The following is a 14,775-nucleotide window of genomic DNA, read 5'->3' on the forward strand; positions in this document are numbered from 1 at the left end:
CCGAACCCGCCCGGGGTGCAGCAACTTGCCGCGCCCGGGCCTGCAGTACTGTCATAGATGCGAAACAACCAACCCGTTACGCAGCGCGAATACAAGCTCTCCCCATCGGACTACCTGATCTCGCGCACGGACCTCAAGGGCCGGATCACCTTTGCCAACCGCACCTTTATCGAGGCAAGCGGCTTTGCGGCCGAGGAGCTGCTCGGTGCGGCGCACAACCTGGTGCGCCATCCCGACATGCCGCCCGAAGCGTTTGCCGACCTGTGGCAGGACCTGCAGGCCGGCCGCACCTGGATGGGCGTGGTCAAGAACCGCCGCAAGAACGGCGACTTCTACTGGGTCAATGCGACCGTGACGCCCACGCGCGTCGATGGCAGCGTGGTCGGCTACACCTCGGTGCGCTCGATGGCGACGCGCGAGCAGGTGGAAGCCGCCGGCGCCGCCTACGCACGCTTCCGTGGCGGCCGCGCGGACGGGCTGGCGATCCGCCACGGCGCCGTGGTGCGCACCGGGCTGCGCGGCCTGGTGCAGGGCCTGCTGCGCCTGAACCTGAAGCGCCGCATCCTGTGGGCGCAGGCCGGCGGCATGGTGTGGTTCCTGGCCGCACTGGTTGCGGTGGAAGCCCTGGGCGGCGCAGGCGTGGCCGCGGTGCGTCCGTGGCTGTGGGGCGGCTTTGCGCTGGCGCTGGCGTCGTCGTTCGCGGCCGGCACCATGCTGCTGGCGCGCGTGCACCGTCCGGTGCGCCACATGCTGGACTTTGCGCTGCGCATGGGCGCGGGTGACCTGACCACGCGCTTCGAGCACCGCAGCGCCGACGAGATCGGCGCGCTGGCGCAGGCCATGCAGACCATGCAGCGCAGCCTGCAGTCGGTGGTGCACGAGATCCAGGAAGGCATGGCCAGTATCTCCACGGCCACGCGCCAGGTGGCCGCGGGCAACAACGACTTGTCGCAACGCACTGAGCAGCAGGCGGCGGCGCTGGAGCAGACGGCGTCGAGCATGGAAGAGCTGACCAGCACGGTGCGCCAGAACGCGGACAACGCGCGCCAGGCCAGCGGGCTGGCGGCGAACGCGTCGGAGACGGCGCTGCGCGGCGGCGAAGTGGTGGGCCGGGTGGTGCAGACCATGGACGAGATCAACGATGCATCGAAGAAGATCGTCGACATCATCGGCGTGATCGAAGGCATTGCGTTCCAGACCAACATCCTGGCGCTGAACGCGGCGGTGGAAGCGGCGCGCGCCGGCGAGCAGGGCCGTGGCTTCGCGGTGGTGGCGGGCGAAGTGCGCGGCCTGGCGCAGCGCAGCGCCAACGCGGCCAAGGAGATCAAGGGGCTGATCGGCGATACGGTGGAGCGCGTGGACAACGGCTCGGCGCTGGTGGGCCAGGCGGGCAAGACCATGGAAGAGATCGTGCAGGCGGTCAAGCGCGTGACCGACATCATGGGCGAGATCAGCGCGGCGTCGGCCGAGCAGAGCGCGGGCATCGAGCAGGTCAACCAGGCCGTGGCGCAGATGGACGAGGGCACGCAGCAGAACGCGGCGCTGGTGGAAGAAGCCGCCGCCGCCGCGGGCTCGCTCGAAGAGCAGGCCATGCGCCTGCGCGACGCCATCGCCACCTTCCGCGTCAGCATGCAGGCCGAGGTGCGTCCGCAGCGCCTGCCGGCCCATGCGCGTGCCGAGGCGGCCCAGTCGCTGGCACAGGCCTAGTCCGAATCAAAGACGAGGCAGGCGCGGAGCACCGGCCTGCATGCGTACCAAGCGGGTGCGGCACGCCGCGCCCGAGGCTTCAGTTACAAGGGGGAGTTGCTATGCATTGGTTCAATCAATTGCGCGTCACGACCAGGCTGGTTGCCGGATTCCTGGTCGTTGCCGTGATCGGCGCCGTGATGGGGCTGCTGGGTGTGGTCAACATGGGGCGCATGGCCGACTGGACCGGCAAGATCTACCACGGCGACCTGCAGGCGCTGAAGGCCGTGCAGGACGCCAATATCAACCTGGTCTATGCCAGCCGCGCGCAGATCGGGCTGCTGTCGGCATCGACCATGGGCGAGCGGGCGGCCGAGAAGGAGCAGATCGTGAAGTCGCTCGGCGCCATGGACGAGCGCATCCGCCAGGTCGCTGGCGCTTTCGAGAAGGCCGAGGGCAAGGCACTGGTCAAGCAGTACCAGGAGCTGTCGCCGGCGTTCCGCGCGCGCATGGAGAAGTACGTCGAACTGATCAGCAAGCAGCCGCTGGATACCTCGCAGTTTGAAAGCCAGGTGTTCTCCGAGAGCGCCGAGCTGCTCAAGGACAGCCATGCGCTGGAAGCGGTGATGTTCCAGATGGTCAAGCGCCGCGACGACCGCGCCCGCAACAACATGGAAGAAGCGCGCAGCGTCTACGACGCGACGCGCCTGTGGATGCTGGGCCTGGTGCTGGGCGGCCTGGCGCTGTCGGTGCTGCTGGGCGTGCTGCTGGCGCGGGCGCTGTCGCGCCAGCTGGGCGGCGAGCCGGGCTATGCGGCCGCGATTGCCGCGCGCATTGCCGAAGGCGACTTCTCCGCGCCGGTGGCCACGCGCGCAGGCGACAAGGGCAGCCTGGTCTATGCGATGCAGCAGATGCAGCAGCAGCTGTCGCGCATGGTGCGCGATTTCAAGGTGTCGGCCGAATCCATCGGCAGCGCCTCGCGTGAAATCGCCGCGGGCAACAACGACCTGTCGCAGCGCACTGAGCAGCAGGCGGCGGCGCTGGAGCAGACGGCGTCGAGCATGGAAGAGCTGACCAGCACGGTGCGTCAGAACGCGGACAACGCGCGCCAGGCCAGCGGGCTGGCGGCGAATGCGTCGGAGACGGCGCTGCGCGGCGGTGAAGTGGTGGGCCGGGTGGTGCAGACCATGGACGAGATCAACGATGCATCGAAGAAGATCGTCGACATCATCGGCGTGATCGAAGGCATCGCCTTCCAGACCAACATCCTGGCGCTGAACGCGGCGGTGGAAGCGGCGCGCGCCGGCGAGCAGGGCCGCGGCTTCGCGGTGGTGGCGGGCGAGGTGCGCAGCCTGGCGCAGCGCAGCGCCAACGCGGCCAAGGAGATCAAGGGGCTGATCGGCGATACGGTGGAGCGCGTGGACAACGGCTCGGCGCTGGTGGGCCAGGCGGGCAAGACCATGGAAGAGATCGTGCAGGCGGTCAAGCGCGTGACCGACATCATGGGCGAGATCAGCGCGGCGTCGGCCGAGCAGAGCACGGGCATCGAGCAGGTCAACCAGGCCGTGGCGCAGATGGACGAGGGCACGCAGCAGAACGCGGCGCTAGTGGAAGAAGCCGCCGCTGCTGCCGGCGCGCTGGAAGAGCAGGCCAGCCGGCTGCAGGCGGCCGTGGCGACGTTCCGCCTGGCGGCCGAGGATGCCCGCGCGGGTTCGTTCGTGGCCCACTCGCTGCCTGCGGCGACGGCAGTGCCGGCCAAGGTGTCTCATGCCGCCGGCGCGGTGCGCGCCATCGCTGCCGGCAAGCGGGTCGCCAAGGCCCTGCCCGCCAGCACGAAGGCCGCGGCTGCGCCTGCGGCGGACCATGCCGCCGCAGCCGAGGCGGCTGATGCCGTCGCCGCGCAGCCGGCGCGGCTGGTGGCAGGCAGAGCCTCGCGGCCCGCGCTGGCAGCCGCCGACAACGGCGACTGGAGCGCGTTCTGATCCCCACTGGCAACGGGCCGCGCGGCGTCCCGGATGGCAAGGCTATGACGACCGAGATCAACCTGGCTCTGCCGCATGACGATGCGGCCCGGCTGCGCAAGGAATTCGAGCAGTTCGTCGGGGTCTCGACCGGCCTGGACCGCGAGTTCCTGCCGCCCGATTTCCAGGAATTCCTGCGCGCGCGGCTGCTGCAGCATGACAGCCCGCTCACCGAGCGCGCGGTCTCGCGGCTGCTGTCCGGCGGCGAATACGGCTGGGCCCGCCGCGTGTTCGACAAGCAGTTGCCCAATGCGCTGGCGGCGCTGATGCGCGATGCCCAGCGCTTTGGCTTCGGGCTGGCGGTGCAGCCGGACTGGACGCCGGACCAGCGCCTGGCGCATGCGCGCGAATGGGCGGCGCAGGTGCTGTCCGAATGCGGCGCCGATGCCGCCTTCACCGAGGCGCTCGCCACGCAGGTGGCGGCTTCGGCAGAAGACGTGCGGGTGCTGGAAGAGCGCATGCGCACGCCCGCATGGCGCCTGGCCGAAAGCCTGCGCCAGCGCGCCTATGACCTGATGTACGCGCTGCAGACCGAAGACAGCGAAGCCGCTGGCCGCGCCCGCGTGGGCGAGCTGCGCGGCATGCTGGGCCTGGCCCTGGAGTACGGCTCGGTGCGGCCGGAAGAAGCCTCGCGCGTGCTGGAGCAGGTGGAGCGCATGCGGCCGGCGCTGTTCCGCGAAGCGCCCGACGATGTGTTCGCCCGGCTGGCGGCGTGGCTGCGGCGCATGTTCCGGCCATGAGCCAGCCATAGGCCTGGCGGGCGGAATCCCGCCGCAATTTTCGAACGGCTATTTCTGACAGATTGCGCGTGCTAACCGCACTCGCGCCACTCGTCAATAGAGGAATCCAGCAGGCTCCCGAAAGGGCCCGCCATGCGTTTGACCGAGATGACGTTTGCGGGACATGAGTTGATTCCGGTCAAATGTCAGGGGTGTGAACTGTTACAAAATGTGCGCGCTCATGTATGTTTCATGCGACATTTGGTTTCCCCCCCGCGTAAGTAGGGATTGGCATTGCGGGTAGATTGCCGATATAAACGTAACAGTCTCACTTACACTCTGTAACACTTGTAACGGAGTTGATTACAGTTTGACACGGGCGTAGTTCCTTAGTCGTACGTTGTACCCGCCCAGCCGCAAACAAACGATCTGGTCGCCGGGGCCCGCGAGGGCATCGGTAAGCGCCGGACAAGCGGCCACGGTGGGTTTTTGGTAGCGGGGATAAATTGGAAAGCAGTGAAGTTCTCCAGGAGATCAGGGAGGTTAACCTCGCCTATCTGCTGCTCGCGCAACGCCTGGTGCGCGAAAACCAGGTCGAAGCCATGTTCCGGCTCGGGGTCAGCAAGGAAATTGCGGATATTCTTGCCAAGCTGACTTCCGCGCAACTCGTCAAGCTGGCGGCATCCAACATGGTGCTGTGCAGGTTCCGCTTCGACGACCATGCGCTCCTGTCCACTCTCACCCACACGGCCAAGAGCCATGACATGCAGCAGATCCACGCCGCGATCCTGCTTGCACGCCAGCCTGTGGAGTCGCTCAATTGACCGCGCTCCTGCAGGCCGAGCCGACCCGGAGTTACACGGCCACCTCCGTTCCCAGCCGCAAGAGCGTGCTCCAGGATGCGAACCAGACCCAGCTTGCGATCGAGCTGATCGGCCTGGGTGCGCGCCTGCAGGTGCTTGAAGCCGAGACCACGCTGTCGCGTGACCGGCTCATCCGCCTGTACAAGGAGCTGCGCGGCGTCTCGCCCCCCAAGGGCATGCTTCCCTTCTCGACGGACTGGTTCACCACCTGGCTGCCGAATATCCACTCGTCACTGTTCTTCTCTGCCTACCAGTTCATGGTGCAGGAGGGCGAGACCGTGGGCATTCGCGCGGTGGTGGCTGCCTACCGCCTGTACCTTGAGCATGTTTCGCTGCTCGGCGGCGAAATTGTCTTAAGTTTCACGCGTGCCTGGACGTTAGTACGGTTCTTCGAGAGCAACATGCTGCAGCTGTCCCGGTGCACGTGTTGCGGCGGGCAGTTTGTCACGCACGCGTATGAGCCGCACGTGAATTTCGTGTGCAGCCTGTGCCGTCCGCCGTCACGCGCAGGGAAAGTGAAGAAGCTCTCGAAAGACGCCGCCGCCGTGCAGACCAACGCCTGATCCTGGTCAAGGTCCGCCGGCTGGCAAGCTTGCAGCGCTGGCGGACGGACCACTCTCCGTTCGCCCGTGCCCGGGCAATTGTGCGTGACTGACGCGCGTTTTTAGACGGGGATCCGATCGTGCTAGTAGTTCTTGGCTATGTCGTCGTGGTTGTGGCGGTTCTTGGCGGTTACGCCATGACCGGCGGCCACATGGGCGCGCTATATCAACCGGCGGAATTTGTGATCATCGGGGGCGCCGCCTTCGGCGCCTTCATCGCCACCAATACAGCAAAGGCCATCAAGGCCACCGTCAAGGCCCTGCCGGGCCTGTTCAAGAGTTCCAAGTACAAGAAAGAGCTGTACCTGGACGTCATGTCGCTGCTGTACGTGCTGCTGTCCAAGGCACGGCGCGAGGGCATCCTGTTCCTGGAAAAGGAAATCGCGGACCCCGCCGCCAGCAGCGTCTTCAGCCAGTACCCGCGCATCCTGTCGGATCCGGTGGTGATGGAATTCCTCACCGACTACCTGCGCATGATGGTCAACGGCAACATGAACGCCTTCGAGATCGAGGCCCTGATGGACCACGAGATCGAGACCTTCCGCCACGAGGCCGAGATCCCCGCCCATGCGCTGTCGCGCGTCGGCGACGCGCTGCCCGCCTTCGGCATCGTTGCCGCGGTGATGGGCGTGGTGCATGCGCTGGGTTCGGCCGACCTGCCGCCGGCCGAGCTGGGCGCGCTGATCGCGCACGCCATGGTCGGCACCTTCCTCGGCATCCTGCTGGCCTATGGCTTTGTCTCGCCGCTGGCCGCGCGTATCGAGCTGCAGGTATCCGAGAACGTCAAAGTCTACGAATGCATCAAGGTGGTGCTGCTGGCCTCGCTCAACGGCTACGCGCCGCTGGTGGCGGTGGAATTCGGCCGCAAGGTGCTGTACTCCACGGTGCGGCCGTCGTTCCTTGAGCTCGACGACCACGTGCGTGAAGTCAAGAGCCTGAATTAAGGCGCGCAAGCAGCAAGGAGCACCGTCATGAGCAGCGCACACGATATGCGTCCGATCATCGTCCGCCGGGCGAAATCGCACGCCAGGCCGCACGGCAACCACAGCTGGAAGATCGCCTACGCCGACTTCATGACGGCGATGATGGCGCTGTTCCTGGTGCTGTGGCTGCTGTCCAGCGCCAACAAGAAGACGCTGGAAGGCATTGCCGAGTACTTCCGCATGCCGCTCAAGGTGGCCATCGTCGGCGGCGAGAAGAGCAGCCAGACCCCGAGCGTGATCCCGGGCGGCGGCCAGGATGCGCTGCGCAAGGACGGCGACACCATGCGCGCGCGCACCAACGAACCCAGCGACGAGCAGCGGCGCAACGAGCAGCAGGAAGCGCAGCGCCTGCGCGCGCTCAAGCAGCGGCTCGAGCAGATCATCGAGAACAACCCGGTGCTGCGCCAGTTCCGGCCGCAGCTGCTGCTGGACATCACCAGCGAGGGGCTGCGCATCCAGATCCTGGATACGCAGAACCGGCCGATGTTCCGCACCGGCAGCGCCACGGTCGAGACCTATATGCGCACCATCCTGCGCGAGATCGGACCGGTCCTGAACGAGCTGCCCAACAAGGTCAGCCTGTCGGGCCATACCGATGCGGCCAACTATTCCAACGGCGAGCGCACCTACAGCAACTGGGAGCTGTCGGGCGACCGCGCCAACGCTTCGCGCCGCGAGCTGATCGCCGGCGGCATGCAGGAGGGCAAGGTGCTGCGCGTGCTGGGCCTGGCCGCGACCATGCCGCTGGACAAGGAAGACCTGCTGGCGCCGGTGAACCGGCGCATCAGCATCGTGGTGCTCAACCAAAAGGCCCAGGCGCGCTTCGAGGCCGAGAACGCCAGCGCCGCCGAGGTCACGGTGGCGGCGCAGGCCGGCAAGGCCGCGCAGGAGATGCAGGCGGGGCTGGCAGCGGCCTCAGCGCCTGCGCCTGCGCCCACGGGCAGCAAACCATGACGCGCGGCCGTTGCGGCAGCGCCAGTGCAGTAACCAAGTGACTCAGGACGCCATGTCTGTCGATATCGATATCACGCAGTTTTACCAGACCTTCTTCGAGGAAGCGGAAGAACTGCTCGTCGAAATGGAGCAGCTGCTGCTCGGCCTGGACATTGAGTCGCCCGATCCCGAGCATCTGAACGCGATCTTCCGGGCGGCGCACTCCATCAAGGGCGGGGCTGCCACCTTCGGCTTCGCGGCTCTGACCGAGACCACCCATATTTTCGAGAACCTGCTGGACCGCACGCGCCGGCAGGAACTGGCGTTGACCAGGACCATCATCGACACCTTTCTGGAAACCAAGGACGTGTTGCAAGACCAGCTCAACGCCTACCGCAACGGCACCGAACCCGATCCGGAAACGCTGGCGCGCATCTGCGCCGTGCTGCAACAGCTGGCGCAGGAAGCCGCCGGCCATGCCGGCGCAGCTGCCCCGGCCCCGGTGCCCGCACCTGTTGCCGCAACGCCCCCCGCTGCTGCTCCTGCGGGCGGCGGGCTCAAGATCCGCCTGATCCGGGTTTCCGCCTCCGACCAGGCGCTGCTGCGCGAGGAACTGGCCAACCTGGGCGAGATCACCGGCCAGCAAGAGGTGAATGGCGAACTGGTGGTGTGGCTCAACACCCAGTGCAGCGCCGACGACATCATCGCGGTGTGCTGCTTCGTGATCGACCTGGACCAGATCGTGATCGAAGCCGAAGCCGAGGCCCCTGCTGCTGCCCCAGCGGTGATCGAAGTGCCGGTCCCGGCGCCCGTCCCGGTCGCCACGGCCCCCGCCCCCGCAGCGGCAGCGCCCTCCGCCGCGCGCGAGAAGGCCAAGCCGCAGGCGAGCGCCGCGCACGGCGAAGGCTCGATCCGCGTGCCGACCGAGAAGGTCGACCAGATCATCAACCTGGTGGGCGAGCTGGTGATCACGCAGTCGATGCTGGCGCAGACCGCCTCGGCGCTGGACCCGGTGCTGTTCGACCGCCTGTTCTCCGGCATGGGCCAGCTCGAGCGCAATGCGCGCGACCTGCAGGAAGCGGTGATGTCGATCCGCATGATGCCGATGGACTACGTGTTCTCGCGCTTCCCGCGGCTGGTGCGCGACCTGGCCAGCAAGCTCGGCAAGCAGATCGACCTGGTCACCTTCGGCAAGGCCACCGAGCTGGACAAGAGCCTGATCGAACGCATCATCGATCCGCTCACGCACCTGGTGCGCAACAGCCTGGATCACGGCATCGAAACCCCTGACAAGCGCGTGGCCGCCGGCAAGGACGCGACCGGCCAGCTGATCCTGTCCGCGCAGCACCATGGCGGCAATATCGTCATTGAAGTCAGCGACGACGGCGGCGGCCTGAACCGCGAGCGCATCCTGGCCAAGGCCATCCAGAACGGCCTGCCGGTGTCCGAGACCATCACCGACGAGGAAGTCTGGCAGCTGATCTTCGCGCCGGGCTTCTCCACCGCCGAGGTCGTCACCGACGTGTCCGGCCGCGGCGTGGGCATGGACGTGGTCAAGCGCAACATCCAGGAGATGGGCGGCCACGTCCAGATCAGCTCGCGCCCCGGCCTGGGCACCACCATCCGCATCGTGCTGCCGCTGACGCTGGCGATCCTGGACGGCATGTCGGTCAAGGTGGGCGAAGAGACCTTCATCCTGCCGCTGAACTGCGTGATGGAGTCGCTGCAGCCCAAGGCTGAAGACGTCCACACCGCCGCCAACTCGGACCGCGTCATGCACGTGCGCGGCGAATACCTGCCGCTGCTGGAAATGCACCGCGTGTTCAACGTGGCCGGCGCGCTGCAGGAACCCACGCAGGGCATCGCCGTGATCCTGCAGGCCGAAGGCAAGCGCTTTGCGCTGCTGGTGGACCAGCTGATCGGCCAGCACCAGGTGGTGCTGAAGAACCTGGAAACCAACTACCGCAAGGTGCCGTGCATTTCCGCCGCCACCATCCTTGGCGACGGCAGCGTGGCGCTGATCGTCGATGTCGGCGCGCTGCAGCGCACCGGCGTGCGCCGGCAGGAACCGGCGCTGCAGCAGTAATCGTCCAATCACAGGAGAACAAGACATCATGGCCGGCATCGGACACATCGATACCCCCGGAAGCGACGCTTCGGGCCAGGAGTTCCTGGTCTTCACGCTGGGGTCGGAGGAATACGGCATCGACATCCTCAAGGTGCAGGAGATCCGCAGCTACGAGACCGTGACACGCATCTCCAGCGCACCGGACTTCATCAAGGGCGTGACCAACCTGCGTGGCGTGATCGTGCCGATCGTCGACCTGCGCCTGAAGTTCCGTCTGGGCAACGTGCGCTACGACCACCAGACCGTGGTCATCATCCTGAACGTGGCCGGCCGCGTGGTGGGCATCGTGGTGGATGGCGTGTCGGACGTGCTGACGCTGACGGGTGAGGCGATCAAGCCCGCGCCCGAGTTCGGCGTATCGATCTCGACCGAGCACCTGACCGGCCTGGGCACCATCGACGGCCGCATGCTGGTGCTGATCGATATCGAGAAGCTGATGACCAGCCCCGAGATGGCACTGGTCGAAGCCGAATACGCCTGATTCCCGCATTACCGAAGCACAGCCCATGACGCCGTTCCGCACCGCAGCCAGCGTACCCGGGCACACCGGGTCGACTCCCGCGCCGGCCGCCCTCCTGCGGCGCGACGAAGCGCGCGACTTCCTGCTGACCGAACGCGACTTCGAGAAGATCCGCGCGCTGATCCACCGGCGCGCGGGGATCTCGCTGGGCAGCCACAAGCGCGAGATGGTTTACAGCCGGCTGGCGCGCCGGTTGCGCACGCTGCAGCTGTCGGACTTTGCCTCGTACCTGGCGCTGCTGGAGGCGGATGACCGTTCGCCGGAGTGGGAGTTCTTCACCAACGCGCTGACGACCAACCTGACTTCGTTCTTTCGCGAGTCGCACCACTTCCCGCTGCTGGCCGAGCATGCGAAGAAAACCGGCCGGCCCTACAGTGTCTGGTGTTCGGCCGCGTCAACCGGCGAAGAACCGTACTCGATCGCCATCACGCTGGCCGAAGCGCTGGGCGATCGCGCCGGCACGGTGCTGGCCACCGATATCGACACCCAGGTGCTGGCCAAGGCCCGCAGCGGCGTCTATTCGGCCGACCAGGTGGCGCGGCTGTCGCCGGAACGGCTCAAGCGTTTCTTCCTGAAGGGAACGGGCCCGCGCACCGGCTCGGTCAAGGTCAAGCCGGAACTGGCCGCCACCATCTCGTTCGAGCCGCTGAACCTGCTCGCGCCCGACTGGGGCATCCGCGAGCAGTTCGACGCCATCTTCTGCCGCAACGTGATGATCTACTTCGACAAGCCGACCCAGGGACGCATCCTGGAGCGCTTTGTGCCGCTGCTCAAGCCGCACGGGCTGCTGTTCGCCGGCCATTCGGAGAACTTCTCCTACGTCACGCGCGCGTTCCAGCTGCGCGGGCAGACCGTCTATGAACTGGCTTCGGATGCGGCCAGGTCGGGAAGGCCGTGATGCGCACGCCCCATCTGCCCGAAGCCCTCGCCACGCGCACCTACTTCGACCGCGAGTTCGGCAAGCAGGCCATCAAGCTGCTGCCCAACGAGTACTACGTGACCCGCGAGGACGTGGTGCTGACCACCGTGCTGGGCTCATGCGTGGCCGCTTGCATCCGCGACGAGACCGCCGGCGTGGGCGGCATGAACCACTTCATGCTGCCCGACGACGATGGCAGCGCCGATCGCATGCTGTCCGCATCGATGCGCTACGGCAGCTATGCGCTGGAAGTGCTGATCAACGAACTGCTCAAGATGGGCGCACGCCGCGAGCGGCTGGAGGCCAAGGTCTTCGGCGGCGGCGCGGTGCTGGCCAATATGACCACGCTGAATATCGGCGACCGCAATGCGGATTTCGTGCTGCGCTACCTGAAGACTGAAGAGGTCCGCGTGGCGGCGCAGGACCTGCGCGGCCCACATGCGCGGCGGGTCAGCTACTTCCCGATCGGCGGGCTGGCGCTGGTGCGCCGCCTGACGCGACAGGACGACCAGGTCTCGGTGGCGCGCGACGAGCGCGCACTGGCCCGCGCCATCGCCACCTCGGCCCGGGCGCCGGCGCAATCGCCTGAATTGTTTGCGCGGCAGTCTTTCTCGCGCCAGCTTCCCTGAAACCCTTACAAGCACGATCAATCATGACTGCCGCCAAGATCAAGGTGCTCTGCGTGGACGACTCCGCGCTGATCCGCAGCCTGATGACGGAGATCATCAACAGCCAGCCCGACATGGAAGTGGTAGGCACCGCGCCGGACCCGCTGGTCGCGCGCGACCTGATCAAGCGCCTGAACCCGGACGTGCTGACGCTGGACGTCGAAATGCCGCGCATGGACGGCCTGGACTTCCTGGAGCGGCTGATGCGGCTGCGGCCGATGCCGGTGCTGATGGTGTCGTCGCTGACCGAGCGCGGCTCGGAAATCACCATGCGCGCGCTGGAGCTGGGCGCGGTGGACTTTGTCACCAAGCCCAAGCTGGGCATCCGCGACGGGCTGCTGGAATACACCGACACCATCGCCGACAAGCTGCGCGCCGCGTCGCGCGCCCGCGTGCGAGCAGCCGCCCAGCCGGCCGCGCCATCCGCCACCGGCACCGCGCCCGTGCCGATGCTGCGCAGCCCGCTGCTGTCGACCGAGAAGCTGATCATCCTGGGCGCCTCCACCGGCGGCACCGAGGCCATCAAGGAATTCCTGATGCCGCTGCCGCCCGACAGCCCCGCAGTGCTGATCGTCCAGCATATGCCGGCCGGCTTCACGCGTTCGTTCGCGCAGCGGCTGGACGGCCTGTGTCGCATCACGGTCAAGGAAGCCGTGCACGGCGAGCGCGTGCTGCCGGGCCATGCGTACATTGCCCCGGGCGACTCGCACCTGCTGCTGGCACGCAGCGGCGCCAACTACGTCGCGCACCTGTCGCAGGAGGCACCGGTCAACCGCCATCGCCCGTCGGTCGACGTGCTGTTCGATTCGGCCGCGCAGCACGGCGGCAAGAACGTGATCGGCGTGATCCTGACCGGCATGGGCAAGGACGGCGCGCGCGGCATGCTGCGCATGCGCGAGGCCGGCGCCTATAACCTGGCGCAGGACGAGCACACCTGCATCGTGTTTGGCATGCCGAAGGAGGCGATTGCCGCCGGCGGCGTGCATGAAATCGTGCCCTTGCCGGCGATGACCCAGCGCGTGATGGCGCGCCTGGCCACGTACGGCACGCGCGCGCAACGGGTCTGAACGGACCCGGAAACCTGAACAAGACCAGACAACAAGCTGAAACAACAAGCTGGACCGACTAGCCAATATTGCATTTACCTGGAGCCCTCAAAGTGGACAAGAGCATCAAGATCCTGGTCGTGGATGATTTCCCGACCATGCGCCGGATCATCCGCAACCTGCTCAAGGAGCTGGGATTCGTCAACGTCGAGGAAGCCGAGGACGGCGCCGCCGGCCTGGAGAAGGCCAAGGACGGCAGCTTCCAGTTCGTGATCTCGGACTGGAACATGCCCAACATGGACGGCTTGACGATGCTGCAGGCGATCCGCGCCGACGCGAATATCGGCAAGATCCCCGTGCTGATGGTGACGGCCGAGGCCAAGAAGGAAAACATCATCGCCGCGGCCCAGGCCGGCGCCAACGGCTACGTGGTCAAGCCGTTCACGGCCGCCACGCTGGACGAGAAGATCACCAAGATCTTCGAAAAGCTCGGCGGCTGAGGCGGAGGCGCGTTTGTCATGACCCCGACCCTGAGCAACGATTCCGCCGAACAACTGATCCTGCGCATCGGCAACCTGACGCGGATGCTGCGCGACAACATGCGCGAGCTCGGCCTGGACAAGGAGATCGAGCGCGCCGCGCAGGCCATCCCGGATGCGCGCGACCGGCTCAACTACATCGCCGCGATGACCGAGCAGGCCGCCGAGCGCACGCTGAACGCGGTCGAACTGGCGCAGCCGATCCAGTCCGACATCGAACAGCAGGCCGAGACGCTGGATAAGCGCTGGGCCGCCTGGTTTGAAAAGCCGGTGGAACTGGCCGACGCCCGCTCGCTGGTAGTGGACACCCGCGCCTTCCTGTCCGAGGTGCCGGGCCAAGCCCGCGCCACTAACAGCCACCTGCTCGACATCATGATGGCGCAGGACTTCCAGGACCTGACCGGCCAGGTCATCAAGAAGATGATGGACATGATCCGTGCGCTGGAGCAGGAGCTGCTGCAGGTGCTGATCGACAACGTGCCGTCCGAGCGGCGCGTGGAAGTTCAGGCGCCGTCGACGCTGATGAATGGGCCGCAGGTGAATCCGGAGGGGAAGCCGGATGTGGTGTCGGACCAGGCGCAGGTGGATGATTTGTTAGCGAGTTTGGGGTTTTGAGGTTTGAATAGCCTGCGGCATTTCGCGATGCCACGTGTTTTCTCCCCTCTCCCGCTTGCGGGAGAGGGGCGGGGGAGAGGGCGGGTGCAACCACGAAGTCAAACGCATCAACACCTGCGCACCGCTTCATCCGGGCAATCCGGCGATGAATGATTTTTAAGAGTTTGCCCATACTCGCGCTTGCTGCCCCTCTTCATACTGGGTTCGTCGCTGCGTCGTGGCGACCGGGTTTAGCAGCCTGAGTGATAGGAGCCGAACGACCGCCGTCTGGCGGTATTCTTACGTTCGCCATGCCTTCGCCCGCCCCTTCCATGGGCGGGCCCTGGCAGGGGAGCCCCTCGGGGCTCGCCGGCTTGCTCCTATTCCCGGTCTGCTAACCCTGCCTTGCGCCCGCCCACCCCAATCAGCACCCGGGGAGCGGGACTGAACCTGTATGGATAGGGGGCATTCCCATGCTTCAGTTCTTACTTGCCCGTTCTGGGCGATTGGCAATCTCCAGTATCTTCACAATGCAGCAGAGCGCGCGTGCCGCG

The 14,775-nt window shown here is 66.5% G+C and carries 14 protein-coding genes; all 14 read left to right on the forward strand.

Annotation, left to right across the window (positions count from 1 at the left end; genetic code table 11):
• Window positions 1-57: 57 nt before the first annotated feature.
• The 14 genes from AC3WLE_RS10430 to cheZ all read left to right on the forward strand — a co-directional run bounded on the left by AC3WLE_RS10430 (window position 58) and on the right by cheZ (window position 14,242).
• Window positions 58-1,707, forward strand: a complete 1,650-nt coding sequence (locus AC3WLE_RS10430; protein WP_492318148.1) for a methyl-accepting chemotaxis protein — start codon at window positions 58-60, stop codon at window positions 1,705-1,707.
• Between the two features lie 101 nt (window positions 1,708-1,808).
• Window positions 1,809-3,668: a methyl-accepting chemotaxis protein gene (locus tag AC3WLE_RS10435; RefSeq protein ID WP_492352844.1), complete on the forward strand. Its 1,860-nt coding sequence runs from the start codon at window positions 1,809-1,811 to the stop codon at window positions 3,666-3,668.
• A gap of 44 nt (window positions 3,669-3,712) precedes the next feature.
• On the forward strand, window positions 3,713-4,447 hold the full coding sequence (locus tag AC3WLE_RS10440) for a DUF4088 domain-containing protein (protein ID WP_492357368.1): 735 nt from the start codon (window positions 3,713-3,715) through the stop codon (window positions 4,445-4,447).
• Between the two features lie 485 nt (window positions 4,448-4,932).
• A complete protein-coding gene (gene flhD / locus AC3WLE_RS10445; protein WP_010812713.1) occupies window positions 4,933-5,250 on the forward strand; it encodes a flagellar transcriptional regulator FlhD in 318 nt (105 codons plus the stop codon).
• Window positions 5,247-5,852: a flagellar transcriptional regulator FlhC gene (gene flhC, locus AC3WLE_RS10450; protein ID WP_492318145.1), complete on the forward strand. Its 606-nt coding sequence runs from the start codon at window positions 5,247-5,249 to the stop codon at window positions 5,850-5,852. Before flhD ends, flhC begins: the two co-directional genes overlap by 4 nt.
• Window positions 5,853-5,971: 119 nt before the next feature.
• Complete coding sequence (motA, locus tag AC3WLE_RS10455) at window positions 5,972-6,835, forward strand: flagellar motor stator protein MotA (protein ID WP_492318144.1); 864 nt, start codon at window positions 5,972-5,974, stop codon at window positions 6,833-6,835.
• 27 nt (window positions 6,836-6,862) lie between these two features.
• On the forward strand, window positions 6,863-7,828 hold the full coding sequence (gene motB / locus AC3WLE_RS10460) for a flagellar motor protein MotB (RefSeq protein ID WP_492318143.1): 966 nt from the start codon (window positions 6,863-6,865) through the stop codon (window positions 7,826-7,828).
• A 52-nt stretch (window positions 7,829-7,880) separates the two neighbouring features.
• Window positions 7,881-9,893, forward strand: coding sequence for a chemotaxis protein CheA (gene cheA, locus AC3WLE_RS10465; RefSeq protein WP_492357367.1), 2,013 nt, complete (start codon window positions 7,881-7,883; stop codon window positions 9,891-9,893).
• Window positions 9,894-9,921: 28 nt separating this feature from the next.
• Window positions 9,922-10,416 (forward strand): chemotaxis protein CheW, encoded by a 495-nt coding sequence (locus tag AC3WLE_RS10470; protein WP_092316101.1) that lies wholly within the window; start codon window positions 9,922-9,924, stop codon window positions 10,414-10,416.
• A 25-nt stretch (window positions 10,417-10,441) separates the two neighbouring features.
• The gene (locus tag AC3WLE_RS10475; protein WP_492357366.1) at window positions 10,442-11,353 is read left to right on the forward strand and encodes a CheR family methyltransferase; all 912 of its coding nucleotides are present in this window, start codon (window positions 10,442-10,444) and stop codon (window positions 11,351-11,353) included.
• Window positions 11,353-12,003, forward strand: a complete 651-nt coding sequence (cheD, locus tag AC3WLE_RS10480; RefSeq protein WP_492357365.1) for a chemoreceptor glutamine deamidase CheD — start codon at window positions 11,353-11,355, stop codon at window positions 12,001-12,003. The genes AC3WLE_RS10475 and cheD overlap by 1 nt, the downstream gene beginning before the upstream one ends.
• A 23-nt stretch (window positions 12,004-12,026) precedes the next feature.
• Window positions 12,027-13,109, forward strand: coding sequence for a protein-glutamate methylesterase/protein-glutamine glutaminase (locus AC3WLE_RS10485; protein ID WP_492357364.1), 1,083 nt, complete (start codon window positions 12,027-12,029; stop codon window positions 13,107-13,109).
• Between the two features lie 92 nt (window positions 13,110-13,201).
• Window positions 13,202-13,588, forward strand: a complete 387-nt coding sequence (cheY, locus tag AC3WLE_RS10490; protein WP_011616433.1) for a chemotaxis response regulator CheY — start codon at window positions 13,202-13,204, stop codon at window positions 13,586-13,588.
• A gap of 18 nt (window positions 13,589-13,606) precedes the next feature.
• Window positions 13,607-14,242, forward strand: coding sequence for a protein phosphatase CheZ (gene cheZ, locus AC3WLE_RS10495; protein WP_492357363.1), 636 nt, complete (start codon window positions 13,607-13,609; stop codon window positions 14,240-14,242).
• Window positions 14,243-14,775: the final 533 nt, after the last annotated feature.

The sequence above is a fragment of the Cupriavidus sp. FW306-1B-F12B genome (assembly GCF_058781795.1).